Source organism: Acinetobacter wuhouensis (assembly GCF_001696605.3).
Classification (GTDB): Bacteria; Pseudomonadota; Gammaproteobacteria; order Pseudomonadales; family Moraxellaceae; genus Acinetobacter; species Acinetobacter wuhouensis.
In genome coordinates this window covers 1,522,717-1,544,996 of sequence record NZ_CP031716.1, presented here as the reverse complement: position 1 = coordinate 1,544,996, position 22,280 = coordinate 1,522,717, and the positions used below count along the sequence as shown (strand labels likewise).

The 22,280-nt window shown below is 37.7% G+C and carries 18 protein-coding genes; 5 read left to right on the top strand and 13 right to left on the bottom strand.

What is annotated here, in order from left to right:
* Positions 1-291: 291 nt before the first annotated feature.
* The gene (gene cysS / locus BEN71_RS07980; protein WP_068976053.1) at positions 292-1,713 is read left to right on the top strand and encodes a cysteine--tRNA ligase; all 1,422 of its coding nucleotides are present in this window, start codon (positions 292-294) and stop codon (positions 1,711-1,713) included.
* An 81-nt stretch (positions 1,714-1,794) separates the two neighbouring features.
* Here the strand turns inward: cysS and BEN71_RS07975 are convergent, their stop codons facing one another.
* The 3 genes from BEN71_RS07975 to BEN71_RS07965 form a co-directional block, all read right to left on the bottom strand.
* Positions 1,795-3,294: a succinate CoA transferase gene (locus BEN71_RS07975; protein WP_068976054.1), complete on the bottom strand. Its 1,500-nt coding sequence runs from the start codon at positions 3,292-3,294 to the stop codon at positions 1,795-1,797.
* A 133-nt stretch (positions 3,295-3,427) separates the two neighbouring features.
* Entirely contained in the window at positions 3,428-4,603 is a 1,176-nt protein-coding gene (locus tag BEN71_RS07970) for a thiolase family protein (protein WP_068976055.1), read from the bottom strand.
* Between the two features lie 294 nt (positions 4,604-4,897).
* Positions 4,898-6,679 carry an acyl-CoA dehydrogenase C-terminal domain-containing protein gene (locus BEN71_RS07965; protein ID WP_068976056.1) on the bottom strand — a complete coding sequence of 594 codons (1,782 nt, stop codon included), beginning with the start codon at positions 6,677-6,679 and terminating at the stop codon, positions 4,898-4,900.
* A gap of 608 nt (positions 6,680-7,287) precedes the next feature.
* On the opposite strand from BEN71_RS07965, the gene BEN71_RS07960 reads away from it, so the two are divergent.
* Positions 7,288-7,908, top strand: a complete 621-nt coding sequence (locus BEN71_RS07960; RefSeq protein WP_068976057.1) for a TetR/AcrR family transcriptional regulator — start codon at positions 7,288-7,290, stop codon at positions 7,906-7,908.
* A gap of 18 nt (positions 7,909-7,926) precedes the next feature.
* Here BEN71_RS07960 and BEN71_RS07955 read toward each other — a convergent pair whose 3' ends face one another.
* The 6 genes from BEN71_RS07955 to BEN71_RS07930 form a co-directional block, all read right to left on the bottom strand.
* Positions 7,927-8,265, bottom strand: coding sequence for a hypothetical protein (locus tag BEN71_RS07955; protein ID WP_068976058.1), 339 nt, complete (start codon positions 8,263-8,265; stop codon positions 7,927-7,929).
* Positions 8,266-8,291: 26 nt separating this feature from the next.
* Positions 8,292-9,236: a LysR substrate-binding domain-containing protein gene (locus BEN71_RS07950; protein ID WP_068976059.1), complete on the bottom strand. Its 945-nt coding sequence runs from the start codon at positions 9,234-9,236 to the stop codon at positions 8,292-8,294.
* 197 nt (positions 9,237-9,433) lie between these two features.
* Positions 9,434-10,261, bottom strand: a complete 828-nt coding sequence (locus BEN71_RS07945; protein ID WP_068976060.1) for an SDR family oxidoreductase — start codon at positions 10,259-10,261, stop codon at positions 9,434-9,436.
* Positions 10,262-10,509: 248 nt separating this feature from the next.
* Positions 10,510-11,766, bottom strand: coding sequence for an acyl-CoA dehydrogenase family protein (locus BEN71_RS07940; RefSeq protein WP_068976061.1), 1,257 nt, complete (start codon positions 11,764-11,766; stop codon positions 10,510-10,512).
* Positions 11,767-11,802: 36 nt separating this feature from the next.
* The gene (locus BEN71_RS07935) at positions 11,803-13,053 is read right to left on the bottom strand and encodes an SfnB family sulfur acquisition oxidoreductase (protein WP_068976062.1); all 1,251 of its coding nucleotides are present in this window, start codon (positions 13,051-13,053) and stop codon (positions 11,803-11,805) included.
* Positions 13,054-13,560: 507 nt separating this feature from the next.
* Positions 13,561-14,964 carry an LLM class flavin-dependent oxidoreductase gene (locus BEN71_RS07930; RefSeq protein ID WP_068976063.1) on the bottom strand — a complete coding sequence of 468 codons (1,404 nt, stop codon included), beginning with the start codon at positions 14,962-14,964 and terminating at the stop codon, positions 13,561-13,563.
* A gap of 330 nt (positions 14,965-15,294) precedes the next feature.
* Here BEN71_RS07930 and BEN71_RS07925 point away from each other — a divergent pair, with 330 nt between their 5' ends.
* Complete coding sequence (locus BEN71_RS07925; RefSeq protein ID WP_068976064.1) at positions 15,295-16,323, top strand: pirin family protein; 1,029 nt, start codon at positions 15,295-15,297, stop codon at positions 16,321-16,323.
* A 426-nt stretch (positions 16,324-16,749) separates the two neighbouring features.
* On the opposite strand, the gene BEN71_RS07920 is transcribed toward BEN71_RS07925, so the two are convergent.
* Positions 16,750-17,658 (bottom strand): DMT family transporter, encoded by a 909-nt coding sequence (locus tag BEN71_RS07920; protein ID WP_068976065.1) that lies wholly within the window; start codon positions 17,656-17,658, stop codon positions 16,750-16,752.
* 236 nt (positions 17,659-17,894) lie between these two features.
* On the bottom strand, positions 17,895-18,380 hold the full coding sequence (locus BEN71_RS07915; protein ID WP_086322720.1) for a YaiI/YqxD family protein: 486 nt from the start codon (positions 18,378-18,380) through the stop codon (positions 17,895-17,897).
* Positions 18,381-18,649: 269 nt separating this feature from the next.
* Between BEN71_RS07915 and BEN71_RS07910 the strand changes: the two genes are divergently transcribed.
* The gene (locus tag BEN71_RS07910; RefSeq protein ID WP_068976066.1) at positions 18,650-19,579 is read left to right on the top strand and encodes a hypothetical protein; all 930 of its coding nucleotides are present in this window, start codon (positions 18,650-18,652) and stop codon (positions 19,577-19,579) included.
* A 584-nt stretch (positions 19,580-20,163) separates the two neighbouring features.
* Positions 20,164-20,316: a hypothetical protein gene (locus tag BEN71_RS19190; protein ID WP_162994938.1), complete on the top strand. Its 153-nt coding sequence runs from the start codon at positions 20,164-20,166 to the stop codon at positions 20,314-20,316.
* A 127-nt stretch (positions 20,317-20,443) separates the two neighbouring features.
* Here BEN71_RS19190 and serC read toward each other — a convergent pair whose 3' ends face one another.
* A complete protein-coding gene (serC, locus tag BEN71_RS07905) occupies positions 20,444-21,523 on the bottom strand; it encodes a 3-phosphoserine/phosphohydroxythreonine transaminase (RefSeq protein WP_068976067.1) in 1,080 nt (359 codons plus the stop codon).
* Between the two features lie 144 nt (positions 21,524-21,667).
* On the bottom strand, positions 21,668-22,177 hold the full coding sequence (locus BEN71_RS07900; protein WP_068976068.1) for a GNAT family N-acetyltransferase: 510 nt from the start codon (positions 22,175-22,177) through the stop codon (positions 21,668-21,670).
* Positions 22,178-22,280 lie beyond the last annotated feature (103 nt).

Genomic DNA, 22,280 nt, shown 5'->3' with positions numbered 1-22,280 from the left:
TATTTTAGCATAGCAATACAATAGACTGCTTTGTTAAATGTTTAAGTTTTCACGAATTGTACAGAATTTCTATCTTGATGGAGAAATTACAAATTAGATCTAGTCCTGTGAATTTCAAAAACAATACCTGCGCTTCAAAAATTAAAAGCGATGAATACCTTTGTTACAGAAATCAAATACGTTTGAAATATAAAACATTCGAAAACCCATCTTTATTTTGATTTTAACTTTATGAATAAAAATGCTTAGGTTAAGATAAACCACCCTTATATAGAAGCACTTAGAAGACCTATGCAACCATTCGTTCTTTATAATTCAGAACAACGTAAAAAAGTTGAATTTGTTCCACGTAAAGAAGGACATATCGACATGTATGTGTGTGGTATGACAGTTTATGACTACTGTCATATTGGTCATGCACGTACAGTGGTTGCATTTGACTACATCAACCGTTTCCTACGTAGTCAAGGTTGGAAAGTAAAATACGTCCGCAATATCACGGATATTGATGACAAAATCATTAAACGTGCCAATGAAAATGGTGAAACGATTTCTCAGCTGACTGAGCGCTTCATCGACGCAATGAATGAAGATTTTGCCAAATTAGGTTGTATCCCACCTGATGAAGCACCTCGCGCAACTGATTATATTGATCAAATGCAAAATATGATTGGCAACTTGGTGAATAAAGGCACAGCTTATCCATCTGAAAATGGTGATGTCTATTTTGAAGTTGAAAAATTCGCAAAATATGGTCGTCTTTCAGGTCGTAAACTTGAAGATATGCAAGCAGGCGCATCTGAACGTGTCGATGTAGAAGTTGAGAAAAAACATCCATTTGACTTCGTACTGTGGAAACATGCCAAAGAAAATGAACCTGCATGGGCTTCACCTTGGGGCAATGGACGTCCGGGTTGGCATATTGAATGTTCTGCAATGTCAACTTGCTGCTTAGGCAATCATTTCGATATTCACGGTGGTGGTGCAGATTTAACATTCCCACATCATGAAAATGAAATCGCACAATCAGAAGCTTCAACTGGCGAACAATATGTAAACTATTGGATGCATGCAGGTTTCATTAATGTTGATGGTGAGAAAATGTCTAAGTCTTTAGGCAACTTCTTTACCATTCGTGATGTGATTGAAAAGTTCCATCCTGAAGTAGTGCGCTATTTTATTGTGTCTTCACACTATCGTAGCCCAGTGAACTATTCAGATGTTGCATTAAAAGAAGCGAAAAATACCCTTTCTCGTTTTTATAATTCTTTTAAAACCTATCAACAAGCCTATGGTGACAAAACCGCCGAAACTTTAGATGGCGCTTTGGTTGAACGTTTTAACAATGCAATGTGTGATGACTTCAATACACCTGAAGCCATTGCTGTGTTATTTGAAGTGAATAAAGAACTCAATCGTGCGGTTAAAGAAGAAAATGCTGAGCAATCTGCGATTTACTATTCTACTTTACGTCACATGACCAATATTTTGGGCTTAGTACAACATGATGTTGAAGACTTCTTAAAATCAGATATTGGACAAGAAGCTTTGGGTTTATCTGAAGAACAAATTGCAGATTTGATTCAACAACGTGTCGATGCGAAGAAAGGCAAAGACTTTGCCAAAGCCGATGAAATTCGTCAGTCTTTACTCGATCAAGGTGTGGTGTTAGAAGATACCCGTCAAGGTACGATTTGGCGTCGTGCTGACTAAGTTTTGTAGAATAGAAATATTCTTCTAAACAGCAAAAACCTGATCTCATGATCAGGTTTTTTTATGCTCATTATAAAATCATTATGCTGACTTCATACTACCCGTTTCTTCAAACTGTGCATGCCAAGCCAACGCCTCACGTAGCACATGTGGAGTCTGACCACCCAATGCACAGGCACGATTAAAATAGCTCAACAAATCAGCCTTATAACTTGGATGTGCACATTTCTCTATAATTTTCAAAGCACGCTCACGTGGCGCAAGTCCACGCAAATCCGCCAAGCCCTGCTCTGTCACCAATACATCAATATCATGTTCAGCATGATCACAATGGCTCACCATCGGTACAACTGAAGAAATTGCACCACCTTTGGCAATGGATTTGGTCACGAAAATCGCTAAGTGCGCATGACGGGTAAAGTCACCTGAACCACCAATACCATTCATCATTTTCGTACCCGTCACATGGGTTGAATTGACATTACCATAGATGTCAAACTCAAGTGCCGTGTTTATGGCAATGATGCCTAAACGACGAATAAGTTCAGGGTTATTCGACAGTTCCTGTGGACGCATGACGATTTTGTCTTTGTATTGCTCAAAATTATTCATTACACGTTTGGCACAATCATCCGACAAGGTCATTGAACTGCCCGAAGCAAACTTCATCTTCCCTGAATCAATCAACTGGAACGTACAGTCCTGTAGCACTTCTGAGTACATTTCCAGATCATGAAAATCAGAATGTTCAAAACCTGCAAAAACAGCATTGGCAATCGAGCCTACACCTGACTGAAGTGGTCCTAAATTTTCGGGCAAACGCCCTACAGCAACTTCATTTTCAAAGAAGTGAACCAAATGTTTGGCAATCGCAAGAGTTTCATCATCTGCCTCATCCATTTTAAATGAAGTGTCAGGCAAATCATTGATCACAATCGCTGAGATTTTGCTTGGGTCTACCTGAATACCAATTGTCCCTATACGGTCACCGACCGCGGTTAATGGAATCGGATCACGGTTCGGACGCGCTTTGGGCACATAAATATCATGCACACCTTCAAGTACAGGGCTGATGGTATTATCAATTTCTACAATGACATGATCAGCCATTTCAACAAAGTTTGCAGAGTTGCCACATGAACCTGTCGGAATAATTTGTCCATCTTCTGTAATTGCAGTCGCAGCGATCACCGCAACATTAATTTTAGGGAGGTTTTTATGGCGAATATTATCGGCAAGTTCTGACAAATGCTGATCGATATACATTACCTCACCATTGTTAATGGCTTTGCGTAATGTCGGATCGGCTTGATAAGGATAACGGCGCTCCAAAGCATGCGCATCACTCAAACGCCCATCAATGCGATTGCCCAGACTCGCACCTGTCGCCAAAGTAATTTTCATCGGATGATTCTGCGCATGATCCGCCAAAGCCAGCGGAACAGTTTTCGCTTCCCCTGCACCACCAAAACCACTCATCCCCACGACATCACCGTCTTGAATGAGTTCAATTGCCTTTTCTACAGACATGACTTTGTCGTGCAAAGCTGCACAGCGAATACGCTCTAAACCGTTAATCATTTAAAAAATCTCAAAAATACTGCTAAAAACAGCTAAAAAATAGAAATACAGCATGCAACCATCCGACACCCTTGCGTACAAGGATGTTGGTCAATCTTGAGTAATTAAATTTTAAAAATAAGGGATTGAAAAATTAAACCAATTCAATCGCAATCGCAGTCGCCTCACCACCACCGATACACAATGATGCGATACCCTTTTTACCGCCTGTGCGTTTTAAAGCATGAATCAAGGTCACAATAATACGTGAACCAGATGATCCGAGTGGATGCCCGAGCGCACATGCGCCACCATTGATATTGACTTTTTCACGGTCTAAATTAAAACCATCAATTGCAAGCATCGCGACCATGGCAAAAGCTTCGTTCACTTCCCAAAGATCAACATCTTCAACAGCCCAACCTGTTTGCTTCAATACTTTTTCAATTGCACCTACAGGTGCAATCGTGAACTCAGATGGATGCTGTGAATTAGTTGCGTATGCCACAACTTTGGCTAATGGTTTTAAGCCACGTTCTGCTGCAATTTCTTCTGAAGTCACAACTAGTGCTGATGCACCATCTGAAATAGAACTGGCATTGGCAGCTGTGATTGTGCCATCTTTTTTAAATGCAGGACGTAAGGTTGGAATTTTGTCTGCTTTGGCATTTAGAGGTTGTTCATCCTGTTCAACAACCACATCACCTTTACGGGATGATACTGTTACAGGGACAATTTCCGCTTTGAAATAGCCATTATTTACTGCTTCAACCGCTTTATTTAAAGAGCTGATTGCATAAGCATCCTGCTGCTCACGGGTATAGCCTTTTTTATCTGCCATTTCCTGTGCAAGGATTCCCATCGACAAACCTGTTTCAGCATCTTCCAGACCTTCCTGAAACATGTGATCTGTGACTTTACCATGTCCCATGCGATAGCCTGCACGGGCTTTATCGAGTAAATACGGTGCATTGGACATTGACTCCATACCACCTGCGACCACGATACTTGCAGAACCTGCTTTGATTGCATCGGCTGCCTGCATCACTGCTTTCATACCCGAACCACAGATTTTATTGATCGTGGTTGCACCTGTGGTATCAGGCAAACCTGCCTGACGCATCGCCTGACGTGCAGGACCTTGCTTTAAACCCGCAGGAAGTACGCAACCAAAAATTACTTCATCAATATCGGTTGGCTGTAAGCCTGCACGTGCAACTGCTTCTTTAATTGCCACTGCACCGAGATCAGGTGCTGTACATGCCGATAATGCACCTTGAAAACCGCCCATTGCGGTACGTACTGCTTCTACAATCACGATCATTGTTATCTACCTGTTCCATCTATTTTCAATCTTGTTGTGAATTTTGAGTCAGCTGACTGACTCAAAACTTTCCATAATTCATCTTGAATCATGTTTGAATAAATTACTGAAAAGAATTATTAAATCCTCCCCAACCCTCCTTTTTCAAAGGAGGGAGTTTTTCATTACTTGAAACTTTCAAGTTACGATCTTTTCACTTTCATTAGATTCATACTCATCCCTTTTTCAAAGGTGAGGAGCACTGCTCCGCAAGGGAGGGATTATCATTAATAAAAGTGATCTAAATAAATAAAAAACTCATCAAGCCTGCGCTGTAAAATAATCCTCAGGCAACTGCATCACCAACTCCGCACCTGCCTGAATACGCTGAACACGTGTAGCCAGATCAGGAAGCACTTTCGCCACATAATACTGCGCCAGAACCAACTTATTCTGATAGAAGTTTTCAGATTTCACCTGAGCAGCCTGCGCAATACGTGCAAACATATATGTGAAGCTCAACAAACCAACAGCATGTAAATAATCTACTGCCACAGCATTTGAGAAATCAGGATTCGACTTTGCTTGTTCAATAATAAACTGCGTCAATGCTTCAACCTGATGACACACATCCAAAGTTACAGCTTTAATACTTAAAGCATCATCCATAGACGCTGCAAATTCACGAATTTCAGCAATATATTCCGCAATAAAAACACCATTGGATTTAATGGTTTTACGACCAATCAAATCAATCGCCTGAACGCCATTTGTACCTTCATAAATCTGTGAAATACGTAAGTCACGAATACACTGCTCCATGCCCCATTCACGGATATAACCATGACCACCGAAACACATTTGTGCTTCTAAAGCTGAATCCAACGCTTTATCCGTTAAATAAGCTTTGGCAATCGGTGTTAATAACGCGACACGATCATTGGCTTTACGTACCGCTTCGGCATCATTTGAGAATTTAGTAATATCCAGTTGCTGACCAACATAGACGGCAAATGCACGAGATGCCTCATTATTGGCACGTACATTCAACAACATACGGCGCACATCACCATGTACCAAGATTGAATCCGCAGGCTTTTCAGGAGATTTCACACCTGTTGCCGAACGACCCTGCAAACGATCCGTCGCATACTGTGCTGCATTTTGATACGCATATTCAGATGCGCCAATGCCCTGAATACCCATCGACAAACGTTCATAGTTCATCATGATAAACATCGCAGCCAGACCTTGATTTTCCTTACCAACAAGGAAACCTTTGGCTGCATCAAAATTCATCACACAAGTTGCAGAACCTTTAATCCCCATCTTATGCTCAATCGAACCTGCGCCTAAGGTATTACGTTCCCCCAAAGAACCATCTTCATTGACTAAAAACTTCGGTACGATGAATAAAGAAATACCACGAGAACCCGCAGGTGCATCAGGCGTTTTCGCTAAAACAAGGTGAATAATATTTTCACAAAGATCATGCTCACCACTGGTAATAAAGATTTTTGTTCCCGTGATGTCATAAGAACCATCAGCATTTGGTTCAGCTTTGGTTTTGATAATGCCTAGATCTGTACCTGAATGCGGCTCAGTCAGACACATTGTTCCTGACCATTCACCTGTATAGAATTTTGGTAAATACGTTGCCTTTTGTTCCTCTGAAGCTGCCTGATCAATCGCCATGCCTGCACCCACAGTCAAAAGTGGATACAGCATAAATGATGGATTGGTACTCCAGATCATTTCATCGGCAAGTACAGTCAGCATTTTTGGCATGCCCTGACCGCCAAAAGCTTCATTCGCCCCTAAACCAATCCAACCACCATCTGCAAACTGTTGAAATGCTTCTTTGAAACCTTTCGGTGTAGTCACCACACCTTGATTGAACTGCGCACCGCCTTCTTCATCCGCTGAACGGTTTAAATCTAGAATGACATTCTTCGAAAACTTCGCCATTTCTTCCAAAATTGCATTGGCAGTTGCCATATCCAGATGAGCTAAATTCTCAGTATTTTGCCAAAACTCATCAGCCTTAAATACATCATTGAGAATAAATTCCATGTCTTTAAGTGGCGCATTGTAAATCGGCATTCCGGCTTTCCTTGTTACTCAACTTTTCTTTTCTAGATCAACGAAAAGTGCTGTATAAATCACTCATTATTGAAATAAACACATATAAAAATTATCTATTTCAATCGCCCTCCACAATAAACCATGTGAAAAGTCATTTATTTTTAAATCAAAATCAATGTATCTATTGGCTTTTTTGCTCTTTATTCAAAGAATAATACTGAAAAGCATTGCATATCCATCAACACTATTTATATCAATAACTTGAACAAAATCACCCAAAAAAAGATTAAACACAACTTTAACTTAGAATTTATTTATTCAAAAAAATATACACATAACATAATAATTACAAGGTTAATGTAAGATTTTCAAATTTTAAAAACATGCGAAAAACAATAAATCAAATTCAAATAAAATGGAAATATATTTACATAAAATGATCTCACAGGTTCATTTTCATTGACAATAAAAAATCAACAGATTCATTTTTTGTAAAACGTTAAATTATTGGATAAGTATTTTTATTTTGAAACATTTTCTTATGGGTCATTGACTATAGTTTGATTGAAACAAATAAATAGCTGATATACTCTAAGCCAGTGCTTTCAATGGTTTGGAACAATAGGATGAGTTCAGTTCGCCAACAAAATTTTCTACTACGTAAAGAGAAAATTTTAGCCATGGCAGAGACATTATTACTAGATAATAATCAGGATATTACGTTAAGTGAGCTTGCCGCAGAACTTGATATTGCCAAAGGGACAATCTATAAACATTTTAAAAGCAAAAATCAGCTTTATCTTGAATTGATTATTTTGAATGAAAAAAGACTTTTAGATATTTCAAAAGCTTATCATCACGACATCAAAATTTATGTATCACAATACATGCTCTACAACATGCTCAATTCGAATCGAACTATTTTATTGCATGTCATAGAAGAACGTTTAACCAATAATGAGCGCAAACTCAAAGACTTATTCGAAGAACTATATACCATCCGTGAACAACGTATTTTGGAACTTAAAGACTTATTTGGTGCACATCTGAAATCGCTGAATAGTATTATGTCGATTCGTGATTATTTATCTTATATTTGGACGATCACTTACGGCGCATCATTACTACTCAATTCAACGCATTATCAAAAGTCGATCGGTTCACGTGAACGCTTAATTAAACTTTATGTTAATCAAGCACTCATGACACCAGACAAGTTGACTGAAGCTGAATTACAAGCGGAATAAGTTCAGATCAACAATGATTTAATATTTGTTTTGAATAATTTCAGACAACCAAAGTTCTAGATTATTTTCAACAGGATGTTGTAAACACTCGATAATTTTAATTTTGAGCTGTTGCTTTTGTAATGGTGATAGCTTTTCAAAATCAAAGTATAACTGTTTGAAAAAATGATAAATTCCATGAAATTGAAAAAAATTTGGTGAATCTAGAAGCTGTAAATAAATCTGAAAAATTTCGTTTGGGAATTTTTTTAGCTCCAATACATATTCTTCAATTTCATGGGCATATTGCTTACAGACTTTGCCATCTACATTTATTTCTGAATCAAGATCTTGTCTAATTTTTTGAACATTAAACATCATTCATCCGAATTAACCATCAGTGATTATTCTGCTTCATGTGTATTCAATAACTGACTCGGTAAAGGCATTGAATTGACCTGACTGAAAATTTCATAACACATATGTCTTAACCATTGATGACTGGTCTTATGATGGCAAGACATGTGCCAATACTGCTTGATCGAATAGGTTGGGAATGAAATCGGTGCAGGAAGAATCTGTAGATTGCCACGTGAAAGTAACACTTCGCTCAAATAATACGGCACTGTTGCGATCGAATCAGTGTCTTGAACCACCAATCCAACGCCCAAATAACTCGGGATGCGCATCAACACATTACGTTTTAAATCTAAATTTAACAACTCATTGGCAATATGGTAATGCCCTACGCCTGCATCAATATCAATGTGAGATTCATTTAAATATTGCTCAACCGAAATACTGTGATTATTTAAACGTGGATGATCTTTGGAAGCGATCACCACATAAAACTGTTCAAACAATTTTTGTTGATAAAAACCATTTTCCAACTGTGGTAAAAATCCAATCGCAAGATCAATTTCACCATTCGCCATTTGATAACTGGTTTCAGAAGTGATCGCACGGACATTGAGTTTTACATGCGGTGCATGTTCTTTTAAATATTGAGAAATTTTCGGCAATAAGACCAAATGCGAAACATCGGTCATTGCCACTGTAAACTGTTGTTGTGAAGCTGTTTGATCAAAATCCACACTGAAATTATTGATAATTTCAACTTTGCTTAAAGCTTCACTCACCAATGGATAAAGCTGTTTGGACAATTCGGTTGGCACCATTTCATTGCCAATACGTAAAAATAACGGATCGTTATAGTGCGAACGAATTTTATTGAGAATATTACTGACAGTAGGCTGACTCATCGCCAAATGATCTGCGGCGACGGAAACGCTTTTAAATTTATAGATATAGTAAAAAATACTGAGTAACTTACAATCCAACTCAAACACGAAATAACATCTCACACATTTTTTGTATTCAAGTGATTATCTTCCACTTTTTTTGAATTTTTTCCAATGCCTAAATGCACCGATTTTAAACAAATAAACCAATATCAGATGTAATTTTTTTTCAATTTAAATTCCCTCTTTCCTCATCGCTAGAGAATAACAAAGAAAAGAGGGACTATAATTTATTTCATTCCGAACTATTCTTTAACAAACAGATCCACCATCAACTGCTCTTCGGATTCCGCATAACGATATTCTGAGAAATCGGTTACACCTGACTCACGTAAAATCTCTTCATCAATGATTAGACGTCCTGTAATCGCACGTTTCTGACTTGTTAAAATTTCATAAGCCGCATCTGCCATGATATTCGGTTTACGTGCCTGATTAAACAATTGTTTTCCACCCAATGAAAACTCAATCGCTGCTGTCGCAATAATCGTTCTTGGCCACAAAGAATTAACACTCACACCATAATTCGAAAATTCTTGATTCATTCCGATCGTCAACATACTCATGCCATATTTGGTGATAGTGTATGGTGCATAGCTCGCAAACCATTTTTCATCTAAGTTTAGTGGAGGAGATAAGCTAAGAATGTGAGGATTTTCACTATTCTTTAAATATGGTAAAGCCGCTTGGCTACACACCAACACCGCACGAGTATTGATCTGATACATCAAATCAAAACGATTAGGATCAAGCAATTCCACACCCGACAGTTTAATTGCGCCTGCGTTATTAATGAGAATATCTATGCCACCGAAATGCTCTGCGGCTTGCTTCATGGCGATTGCAACTGCATCTTGATCACGTACATCCAGTTGAATCGCTAAAGCTTGTCCGCCCGCCTCTTCGACCTCTTTGGCAACGGTATAAATTGAACCACCGAGCTTGGGATGTTCTTCAGCCGACTTTGCCGCAATGACAATATTTGCACCATCTTTAGCTGCTTTTAATGCAATTTCACGTCCGATACCACGACTTGCACCCGTGATAAATAGTGTTTTTCCCTTTAATGACATACTGTCCTCTTTAATTTTTTGTTTTCACCATCCTAATCTACTCTAACTTTGTTTTAAGCTCATAGTACAAAATGTGCCAATTTATATACTCATGAGTACATTAATTAAAAATTAAATTCATTTGCATAGAAAACAAAAACTTGCCGAAGCAAGTTTTTGTAACTTTCAGTGAAATAATGTTTGGATGAATACAGTTACTTTCATTTAATAGCTATCAATTTTCTTAAAAAATCTATCTCAATCCAAAATCAAGCTGCACCCACTTTAGGGCTTGCCCCAATTTGCCAAACAAAAGGTAAAGGTTCACGATTGACTTCCCAATCACCAATAACTTTCTCTTTATAAATAAGCGGATTATGCGAAGAAACTACTCGTGCATTACGCCAAAAGCGATCAAGCTGTTTTGCTGTTGTACTTGCCGAAGCACCCAATGAATTAAACAATTGACTAGTCAAATCCAATACCAATTCAGAAATAACCACCTGCCCTTGAGAAGACTCAAGCTCCGCATCATTATTGGCTTGAATATTTTTAACTTCAGACTCACCAAAGTGGCTAATATAAGCACGTTGCAGCGCTTCAGCTGTACGGATAGTAATACTTTCACTTGCATAAGCCTGTGAAGATGCCTTACCAATCACTTGTAAAATTTGTGGATCATTACGTACCAAATCAGCATTACCATGACTGAAAATACGGTCACGCTTTTGCACTTCATGCACAAATGTTGCAACGGCTGCATGTGCAATACCCGCCAATGTTGCTAAATGAAACACTTGGTAAAATGCAGTTTGATATTTAAAACGCTGATCAAAAGGTAAAATATGATCACGTTCGATAGCAACATCGTTCAATGTTAATGTGCCACTGCCCGTGGTTCTTTGACCAAAACCATCCCAATCATCTAGAACTTCCACGCCTGAAGCATGACGTGAAATCGCAGCAATCACATGCTGATCAGTCGTTTCATCATAGGCGAATAAATCCACCCAATCGGCAAAGATTGTCCCTGTTGAATAATATTTTTTACCATTCACCAAGAGTTGATTGCCCTTTTGCGTCACACGGGTAATAACATCACCGATTTTCACCTGACCAATTTCAGTCCACGCATTGCCTGCTAAGTCACCTTGAACAAAGCGCTTGAACCACAGTTCTTGGCTTTCAAATTTATGCGCATTTAAACGATCTTCAACGAATGCAAAATGCCCACGCAAAGCCTGAACAATATTTGAATCTGCCTTAGCAAGCTCAATCAATAATTGAAATAATTGAGGGATAGAAACACCATCACCTCCAAACTTCACAGGTACACGTAACGCGCCAAATCCTGCTTGCTTAAGCAAATTGATTTGCTCATAAGGCAAGATTCGATTTTTTTCACGCTCTACGACACCCTCTGCAATTTTTTCAAAAATTGGACGATACTTCGCAGCAACTTTTTCATAATCCGCAGAGACTGATAAATCTTCTAAAAAGCGATTCTGAATATCTAAATTACCCATTTTAAAACTCCTCTTTTTAATTATTTATTATTCTTCTTAGCTCCACGCATGACGTGGCAAATGAACGTTATTTAAATAATAATTACCCACCAAGTTGAATTTCCAACGCACAGGATCATGTAAAGTATGGGTGCGCGCATTACGCCAATGACGATCTAAATTCAGCTCGGATAAAGTTGAACGCGTCCCTGATAATTCAAACAGTTTATTTGATGCAAGTAATGCAATTTCAGTGGTCAAAACCTTTGCTTCAGCAGTCAATAGTGCCGCTTCATTCGCCGTTTCTTCAGTTGGATTTGCAATTACACGATCAATCGCATCACCTGCTAAGTCGAGCACCGCTTCTGCTGCACGTAATTTAATTTTTAACTCACCAATATTAGCAATGGTATAAGGATCATCCGTTGCTTTCTCTAAACCTGAATCAATCCAAGGACGTGAGTGCAAACGGACATATTGAATGGTTTCTTCAATCGCACCACGTGCAATCCCCGCATCCACAGCAGCTTGAATAAATTGTGAAATTGCACCTGCCGCAGTTGGTCGCTCAAAAGCTTGATGAATTGGAACAATATATTTTTCATCAACTTGGACTTGTTTTAACAACACGGTACCACTTGCTGTAGTACGCTGACCGAAACCAGACCAATCATTGACAATTTCAAGCCCATTGGTTGTACGTGGTGTCAATGCAACTACAGGTAAACCTTGCTCATTCACTGCAACGACAGGAACCCAATGTGCCAACAATGCACCGGTTGCAAAGAATTTTTGACCATTAATTTCATAACCTTGTGCCGTTTTATGGATCTTGGTTTCTAAATCCCCAACGGTTTTACTGCCTTTTTCTGAGAATGCATTCCCTAGGCGACGACCTTTTAAAATTTCTGAGAAGAAAAATTGTTGTTGTTCTGGGCTTGCATCTAAACGTAAATGTTCAATGAACGCCCAATGGTTTTGTGCAATTTGCCCCAATGATGGATCTACACTTGAAATGGTTTTAACCACTTCTGCCAAAGTGCGATATTTTACCCCTGCGCCACCAAATGCTTTAGGAATGTTAATGCCCCACAAGCCACTTTGTGAATATTGTTGAATTTCTTCAAGTGGTAAACGACGTTCATGGTCACGTTGAGATGCTTCTTTGGCAAATTCTTTGGCTAAATTCTGTGCCACTTGAATAGCTTCTTCATCAGATTGAATCACATGCGCATCATGATTCAATTCGAAAAATTGTAAAGGTACAGCCGTCTGAGAAGAAAAATTATTTTGATTTAAATCAGTCATTACAAATACTCTTTTTTAAATAGGTATGAATTTAAACTAGCACTATTTTTTGATTATATTTATACAAATAAATGCTTTTATTATTCAGGCTGAATTTATAAATTTATCACAAAAAATGATAATTCATAAAAAACAAATAAAGCCTAAATAAAACAATGTTTATTTAGGCTTTTAATATATTTTAGACACAATCATTCTGAATAAGACGATTTAAATAATCATTAAAATGGTTAAATCTTAAATAACTTTATATATTAGACCTCTTGCGTAAATCAAAAAACAAGCAAACATTAAATCCAAATATTAATCTAAAAAGTATCAGGAGTTCCTTCTCCCTTTGGGATGAGGAGGTAACTCCGCAAGAGGATGAGGGGATTTTTTAAAGAGAACCTCTCCCTAACCCTCTCCTGCCAGGAGAGGGAACCTCCATTTTTGGCTCATTCACTTTGGAAATCACTTTCGCAAGAGGTCTATTAAACAGAAAATTCTATATAAAACGCTATATAACTAACTGGCTTCAGAAAATTTTCCTGAGTTCTCCTTATCATGAGAATGGCGGAACTGTGCACCACGATGATGCTCAGGTAAATGCGCCCCTGCACCAAACAACTTCTCTCGCAAAGTTCCCTCACGATACGCAGTTTGATAAACACCACGGCGTTGTAGCTCAGGTACAATATGCTCAACCACATCGATAAAACTTTGATGTGCAAGTATATAAGCTAAATTAAAACCATCGACATCGGTATCATCCACCCAATGTTGCAATTCATCTGCAACCGTCGAGGCTGAACCAACCAATACCGGACCATTACCTCCAACACTATTCCAATGTGCGATTTCTTCAATCGTCCACACCCGATTAGGGTCTGCATTGACATAAGCATCTAACATCGATTGAATCGCATTGGTTTTAATATATTCAACTTGATCATGCGGTTGGTACTGTGAAAAATCCACACCTGACCATCCCGAAACCAGAGTCAATGCGCCATCATAACTCCCATAAGATTGATATTCTTTGAACTTTTCTTGTGCTTTCTGATCTGTTTCATCCGTCACAATAGATAATAAGGTATAAATTTTAACAGAATATGGATCACGTCCTTCTTCACGCAATTTTTGTCGAATACTCTGAACCACTTTCTTCGCAGCGATTTTTGAAGGAGGCGCAATAAAGATACATTCAGCATTTTGACTGGCGAACTGCTGCCCACGAGATGAAGCTCCTGCTTGATACAATACTGGAGTCCGTTGAGGTGAAGGCTCACAAATATGAATACCTGGAACCTTAAAATATTTTCCTTCATGTTCAATAGGATGAACCTTACTATGATCTGCAAATATGCCTGCTTGTTTATCTCTTAAAACTGCATCATTTTCCCAAGAACCTTCCCATAATTTATATAAAACTTCTAAGTATTCATCAGCAATATCATAGCGATCATCATGATTGAGTTGCGTTTTTAAACCCAGATTCTTTGAACCACTTTCCAAATAAGACGTGACAATATTCCAACCGACTCGCCCTTTAGTCAAATGATCCAAAGTACTGATTCGACGAGCAAAAGGATAAGGATGTTCAAAAGAAATCGATGTCGTCACCCCGAAACCTAGATGCTTAGTGACGGCTGCCATCGCAGGGACAATTTGCAAAGGATCATTGACAGGTACTTGTACAGCACCTGTTAGCGCATGTTCAGCACTATGATGATAGACATCATAAATTCCAAGTACATCCGCAATAAAAATACCATCAAACAACCCTTTTTCTAAAATCTTGGCAAGATCTGTCCAATATTCAATATCTTTGTATTCTGTTGAACGATCGGCAGGATGTCGCCATAAACCAGGAGATTGATGTGCTATACAATTCATTTCAAAGGCATTAAAACTAATCTTTTTAGTCATCTCTATTCACGCGATAAATAATATTATCTTCATCCTAAGTTATTTAATGATGTTTCTTTATTCAAAATTATTTAAACATTATGAGTTTTTTATTTATCATAAATTTTAAATTTATTATCTAGAATTAATATATAACTCAATGCATGAATATGATTTTAATATTCAATGAATTTTCAATTAAAACCCTGTATTTGATTTGAACGATATGCTGATTAAATGCATTTTTAGAACAGATTGTTCTCAATTCGATACATGATTTCATCAACTATTTAACCTAATCATCGTTATACTTGATTGACATGATCCACGATAAATGAAGGAATAACATCCATGTCAGAACAAGAAAAAATAAGCAATCACGAAATCATTTATGCAATTCAACCCATCGAATTTCGACTAGATTTGAAAGATCCGTTCCTTTTTACAGCGCATCATATTGACCATTTCCCTATAGGCAATGAGCAAATGCAACCTGTCACGCCACCAACCGATGAAAAACCTTATCGTATGTACTATAGCGAAACTGGAGTGCCAGGTTTTCCAGAACACCCGCATACAGGTTTTGAAACCATTACCTTTGTTGAAAGTGGCTATGTTGATCATTTTGATTCTTTAGGCAATAGTGGTCGTTATGGTGCAGGCGATGTGCAATGGCTGAGTACAGGAAATGGTATTGAGCACTGTGAAATGTTCCCACTTTTACATACAGATAAAGAAAATCCTTTTGAATTATTTCAAATTTGGTTCAACTCATCTCCGCAAGAGAAAACCGAAGATCCAGCGTATAAAATGATGTGGCGTGAACATATTCCGCATGTCATCGAAACAGATGCACAAGGTGTAAAGACAGATATTCGTGTGGTATCTGGTGAGTTTAAATCCCAACAAGCTTTAGAACGCCCAAAAAACTCTTGGGCACATGCCAAAGAAAATAAAGTAAATATTTTCATGATTCAGCTTGATCCACATGCTGAACTGACAATTCCTGCGACTACAGCGACATCCAACCGCTTTTGCTATTTTTATAATGGACCGACTTTAGAGATTGAAGGTGAAACGATTCCATTTAAACACTTGGTTGAGTTGAAATCAGATGTGGATATTCATCTAAAAAATGGCGCAGAAATTGGACGAATCATGTGGCTGGAAGGTGAACCGATTGGCGCACCTGTCGCAATGCGTGGACCATTCGTACTGAATTCTGATGAAGAACTCAACACCGCATTTGCCCGCTATCGCCAAACACATTTTGGAAAATGGCCTTGGGAATCGACTGCACCAGTGTTTAAAAGAGATCAACCGCGTTTTGCAAGCTATAACAAAGGCGAAGAAGTTGAATACCCTGAAACAGCTTCATAACTAAATAACTGATGTTACTCAGAGAGTACATTATGGGACGCTTCTACATTTTTAATGTATGAGGGCTGATTACCATCAATGATTATTACAAAATTACTAGGGGCTGTGATTTCAAATCAGTGGTGCTATCGCGTTAGGCGACAGGGATGTCGCCGTTGGACATGAGAAGTATACTCCGAAGACAGGAGATCTTGCGAAGCCTCACTTCTCATATCCAACAAAGGATTTTGGTTACTTTGATCCTTCAAAGTGACAAACGCCTGCACAAAGTAATTCAAACTTTGCAAGGCAAATGAGGCTGTGCTAACTCAAGAATATTGTTAAATAGTAAAAATTTTGAGCACTCTCAGTTTTAGACGTAGTTTAAATGCGTAACATCTGTTAATAATCAGTCAGTCGATCAATTCTTTTATTTTGATTGAATCATTAACTTTTCATTTTATGCTCAAGCGTTCTAGAAGCTTTAAAGTCTTTATAGAAATATAAAATTAAACCAAAGATTAAAACCGCAGCACCGAAAAATACCGATACAGTCGGTTTTTCATTATTTAACATTGCTCCTAAAAACATCGCAATCATCGGAGTCATCACTGTGGTCAGTGATAGTGTCGTTGCTTTAATATTTTGTACCAATTTGAAATAGCAGAACATTGCCAATAAAGATGCCATAAACACCGTATACATCAATGCTAACAATGATTTTGTATTGGGAATATGGGTAGGCATATGTTGCCAAATAAAAGGGATAATACAAATTGCAAACAGTGTTGAAACGAGAATAGAACCCGTTGCCTGAGCCATTGGGACAACGTCTGCATTAACTTTTTTCACCCAAAAGATCGACAGTGCGTAAGTAAACACACTCATCAACATCAGTGCAATCCCAATCGGATGTACATGCTGACTTGCACCACTACTGGTACAAATAATCGCTAAACCACATACTGCAACGAGCATTCCCAACCATTGAATGCCCAATAATCGTTGACCAAAACCAAAACGACCAATCAAACCCGCCATGATTGGTGCGAGTCCAAACATCAATGCGATCATGCCTGAACTCAAATAACTGGTTGCTGCATAAGTAAATATTTGCGAACCAATAAAACTAAAAGAACCTGCTAAATAACTGTGTAGCGCAATTTTATTAAGGGGAAGCTTTACTTGAAGAATCAGTAAAAGTAAACCTGCAAGCGGTAAGGCAATAAAGAATCGTAAAACCAATGCCCACATCATATGTAAATCAGACACACTCCAGACAATCGCTAAAGGTGTACTCGCCCAGATGAAGACCAATAAAATATAGGTCATCACAAGGTTAGATTTGGTGGGCATAATGTTTCCTAATCAGTCTGTCGAATAGATAGATTGTCGGTGATTCACTGACAACTCAAAGTTTGTGAGATATTCACAAGCCTTGTTTTCCATAATAAATATTAGATATGAAATTAAATTGAAAAACACATTGAAAATTTTTCTAAGATTCAATACTGCTTTAATTAGGATTAATGCAAAAAATATTCACTGCATGTGAATAAGGTCAGTCGAAACAACACTGAAATTGATGCGGATTAAACAGCAGTTTTACGCTTTTGCTTTTGAATCGTTTGATCCAAGCTACTTGAAAACTCACGCTTATCACGTTCAGAAATAGGAGGTGGTCCCCCTGTTTGTACACCAGCACCACGTAGCGTATCCATAAAATCACGTAAATGTAAGCGTGCTTTGACATTGGCAGTTGTATACACCTCACCCCGTGGATGAATCGCCACACCACCCTTTTCAATTACTTGCGCTGCCAAAGGAATGTCTTGTGTCATGACAATATCATTTTCCTTCATACGGTCGATGATTTCTTTATCCGCTTGATCTGCGCCATGCATCACTTGAATCGAATTGATTCGTACTGAAGGCGTAATTCCGACAGATTGATTGGCAACAAAAGTGACTTCAAGTTGATAACGATCCGATGCTCGAATAATCACATCACGTAGAATTTTAGGTAATGCATCTGCATCGACCCAAAGTTTAAATGGTAGCACTACAGCTCTCGACATAAATCCATAAATTGATTCTAACAAAACCACCTAAGACTGTCTTTTCTATCTCGGATAATTTTTCGGAAATCGACTGAATTAATATCAATGGGTTGTAGAGGAATAGTATTTATTCTAAATAATCATTTCTAACTTTGCTCAAATTATACAAGTTTGAGTCATATTTATATTTAATCGCAAGTTTTTCTTATGATTTTACATTTCCAGACTTGAAATATGACAATCACCCTCGATTTAATAACATAAGCGAAGCATTGAATATTGCGAATATGAACAATCAAAACAGCCCTGAAACAATTATCATAGAAGATCAAAATTTTGGCAGCCACGTTGAACATTGGAATCTGTTAACAGAAGACCCGACCTTGGAAGTTCCAAAGTGGTTAGGTTTGGCGCTGAATGAACCTGTGATGCCCATGGGTTTATGTTCAAAAGAATGTGATATGGACGAATCAACTTGGTTGATTCAAGGTCCAAATGGTTCTGCAATTCAGCTTTGTCAAGTGATTGATGTTGAAAATAATAAGCCCAAAGCAGTTAAAACTGCATTTCCAAGTTTTGAAAGTCCTTACCAACTGAATGCTTCTATTGACCGTATTATCACTTGTAAAACCAATACTCAAGCTGTGCTCAGTTTAAAAGTGGGTAGCAACAGTGTCGTGTATGCTTTTGATAGCTTATATAGTGTCAATGGCCATCGCTATGATAAAAATCAGCAATATAAAGTACAACTCAATGCTTGGGCATACGAACTTGAAAAAGTTTCTGATCACGAGCAAATCATTGTCGATGATCCTGCATCAATCAAACACCACCGTGCGCTCAACGATATTCTTTCTCAAAATAACGGTGTTGCACCAGAGAATCTTCAAGAACTATTAGATGCTTGGGAGCCAAAGTCTGAAGATGACAAAGCGCCTGTCACTGTTGATTTTTCGAAAATGGTGGCTTACCTCTACGGCGAAACTCTTGGACAAGAAGATGAAGCATGGTTCCAAGGCAAAGTGGTCGGCAAAACTCAAATGCAGTTTATGCAACAAGACTACGCCCTTTACGATGTCACTTTAATTCTTGAAGAAAACCAACCTGCTATTCTGGTTCGTATTGCCACCAAAGATGATGCCTATAAAAGCTTTGAAATTGGACAATATATCCGTGGCAATATTTGGATTCAGGCAAATATCTATTCCATCGCATAAATTAGTTATCCCAACAATTAAAGCATGCTCAAATCAGCATGCTTTTTTTATTCCCAATGCTTTATTACATACCTTGTAACATTTTTTTATTTTTCAATATTTTTACCTTATTTATTTTGTTTTGAATTCAAAATACCAAGTTATCCACAATTTAAATTTAAAAATAGATAATCATTTTATTTAATTAATTTTTAACTATAGGATTTAAAGTAACTAATTCAGTATATAGAGAACCGTCCACAGATTTAAAATCCATCATAATATAAATTCAAAAATGAATTTAAAAACAGCTCGTTATTGGTTATTTTTAAACCAATAAATATCATGTGCTTGGCTGTCTTTTTACTCACCAAAATTTATAGATAAGATCATTTTTCTCAATATTGTCTAAAATAAAACCAACTTATCCACAATCCGCCCATAAAATCACATTTTTAAATTCATAATCAATTTAATTATTCGACTCTATTATAAGTTTTGATCGGACAATAATAATATTTAGCGCTTTATTTAACCGACCATCTATGTTAAAAATACGACGAACCAATAGGATTTAACAATAATTTAAAAATCTGGGCTCAGTGATGAAAATTATACCTGAACAATCAATTAGTCTGATTCATGAAAATAGCGGTTTTCGCTTACGCTTGGATAAAGGAGCTTGTTGCTTTTTTGTTCTGGGTATGTTTTTAGCTGCAGTGATTATTCATCTTTTAGGCATATTTCCGACTGCTTAATCTACACATTTGAATAAAAAAATCCCTCAATATATGAGGGATTTTTTTTATTCATGAATTATATTTCCCTCTCCCCTTTTATCAATATTTTTAAATATTCAAAAAAGGAAGAGGAAATAAAAATCAATTAACCATGACGTTTTGCAAAGTCATCCATGAAGTTAACCAGTGCTTGTACACCTTCTAATGGTACAGCATTGTAAATACTTGCACGCATACCACCCACTGAACGGTGACCCGCAAGATTTAACAAATGATTTGCTTCTGCTTCTTGCAAGAATAATTTATCTAAAGCTTCATCAGCCAAAGTAAATGGTACATTCATGATTGAACGGTTTTGCACTGCGATCGGGTTATTATAAAAATCGCTAGAATCAATATAACCATAAAGCAATTTAGATTTTTCTAGGTTGGTTTTGTGCATTGCTTCAACACCACCATGCTCAAGTAACCATTCAAACACTAAACCAGATAAATACCATGCATAAGTTGCTGGCGTATTGACCATCGAATCATTTTTGGCTTGTGAACCATATTTCAATAAGCTTGGGATTTCAGGTTTTGCTTGATCTAATAAGTCATCACGGACAATCACTAAAGTTAAGCCCGCAGGACCAATATTCTTTTGCGCACCTGCGTAAATCAAACCAAATTTAGATACATCTAACGGTGCAGATAAAATGCTTGATGAAAAATCAGAAACCAATGGTTTATCTGTTTCAGGGATATTGGCAAATTGAATACCGCCAATCGTTTCATTATCTGCATAATGCACATAAGCTGCATCATTCGATAAGTTCCATTGGCTTTGCTCGGTAATGGCTAATTTACCATCAATTTTTGTACCTGCTTCGATGATATTAATATCACCATAGCGTTGTGCTTCTTTAGTCGCTTTTTCTGACCAAATCCCAGTATGGATATAATCCGCTTTCGGGTTTTTACCCAACAGGTTCAAAGGAATCGCAGAAAACTGTAGTGAAGCACCGCCTTGTAAGAACAACACTTTGTAGTTCTCAGGAATGTTCATGAGTTTACGTAAGTCTGCTTCTGCTTTTTCAGCGACAGCCACATAGTCTTTGCTACGATGGCTCATTTCCATGATGGATAAGCCTTTACCACGCCAATCCAACAACTCAGCTTGAGCTTTTTCTAAAACGGCAGTAGGTAATGCAGCAGGACCAGCACAGAAATTGTACGCGCGCATGAGTTTTCCCTTTTTAAAGTGAAACGAATGAAATAGGCGCATTTAACCACAATTTGCCTGTTCTTGCAGTAGCTTTGTCAGTCAATCTTTCAATGTCTTTAAAGATTTAGAATTGATATTTCAATAAGAAAATTTGAATGTTCACTATTTTTTTGCAATGAAATAGGTGACTGCTTTGTATTTTTGTTTTTGTGTGCAATACATTGCTATACCATTTAGTGATTCTGCAATACGACAGCTCGCATGATTTTCAATCGCAACTGGATAAATAAAATGTTCAAAATCAAAGTTCGAGGATGCCCAATTTGCAATTGCTGTCACAGCGTCTTTGCCATAACCTGCACTATGACGATCTTCTCGAATCCAAATCCCCAGCTCAGGTGTTTTCGATTGAACATCATGCAAGCCACCCAACCCTAAAAACTCCTCACTTTCAGCATGGCGAATCACAAATACATACTCACTTCCTTCTGCAATGTGCTGAATCCATCCTTGCCAAATTCCATCATATACTTGACGATTTTCAGGTGGTTCCCATGACATAAAACGTGTCAATGTTGGAGTAATACAAACATAACTTTCATCAGCGTCCTGTGCAGTAAAAGGTTTTAATGTGATTCGAGATGATTGAATGACTATTTTTTCATGATCCATGTTTAATTCTGCTTTGATTTATTCGACTTGTGATGATTTGCAAAATAAACAATTATTATCCAAATATCATTTTATCTATGCGTTTGAACTTATTTGCAAATAG

Excerpts from the sequence above, each read along its gene's own strand:
- cysS (WP_068976053.1), top strand. The coding sequence starts at position 292 with ATGCAACCATTCGTTCTTTATAATTCAGAACAACGTAAAAAAGTTGAA.
- BEN71_RS07975 (WP_068976054.1), bottom strand. The coding sequence starts at position 3,294 with ATGATTAACGGTTTAGAGCGTATTCGCTGTGCAGCTTTGCACGACAAA.
- BEN71_RS07965 (WP_068976056.1), bottom strand. The coding sequence starts at position 6,679 with ATGCCGATTTACAATGCGCCACTTAAAGACATGGAATTTATTCTCAAT.
- BEN71_RS07960 (WP_068976057.1), top strand. The coding sequence starts at position 7,288 with ATGAGTTCAGTTCGCCAACAAAATTTTCTACTACGTAAAGAGAAAATT.
- BEN71_RS07955 (WP_068976058.1), bottom strand. The coding sequence starts at position 8,265 with ATGTTTAATGTTCAAAAAATTAGACAAGATCTTGATTCAGAAATAAAT.
- BEN71_RS07945 (WP_068976060.1), bottom strand. The coding sequence starts at position 10,261 with ATGTCATTAAAGGGAAAAACACTATTTATCACGGGTGCAAGTCGTGGT.
- BEN71_RS07940 (WP_068976061.1), bottom strand. The coding sequence starts at position 11,766 with ATGGGTAATTTAGATATTCAGAATCGCTTTTTAGAAGATTTATCAGTC.
- BEN71_RS07935 (WP_068976062.1), bottom strand. The coding sequence starts at position 13,053 with ATGACTGATTTAAATCAAAATAATTTTTCTTCTCAGACGGCTGTACCT.
- BEN71_RS07930 (WP_068976063.1), bottom strand. The coding sequence starts at position 14,964 with ATGACTAAAAAGATTAGTTTTAATGCCTTTGAAATGAATTGTATAGCA.
- BEN71_RS07925 (WP_068976064.1), top strand. The coding sequence starts at position 15,295 with ATGTCAGAACAAGAAAAAATAAGCAATCACGAAATCATTTATGCAATT.
- BEN71_RS07920 (WP_068976065.1), bottom strand. The coding sequence starts at position 17,658 with ATGCCCACCAAATCTAACCTTGTGATGACCTATATTTTATTGGTCTTC.
- BEN71_RS07915 (WP_086322720.1), bottom strand. The coding sequence starts at position 18,380 with ATGTCGAGAGCTGTAGTGCTACCATTTAAACTTTGGGTCGATGCAGAT.
- BEN71_RS07910 (WP_068976066.1), top strand. The coding sequence starts at position 18,650 with ATGAACAATCAAAACAGCCCTGAAACAATTATCATAGAAGATCAAAAT.
- BEN71_RS19190 (WP_162994938.1), top strand. The coding sequence starts at position 20,164 with ATGAAAATTATACCTGAACAATCAATTAGTCTGATTCATGAAAATAGC.
- serC (WP_068976067.1), bottom strand. The coding sequence starts at position 21,523 with ATGCGCGCGTACAATTTCTGTGCTGGTCCTGCTGCATTACCTACTGCC.
- BEN71_RS07900 (WP_068976068.1), bottom strand. The coding sequence starts at position 22,177 with ATGGATCATGAAAAAATAGTCATTCAATCATCTCGAATCACATTAAAA.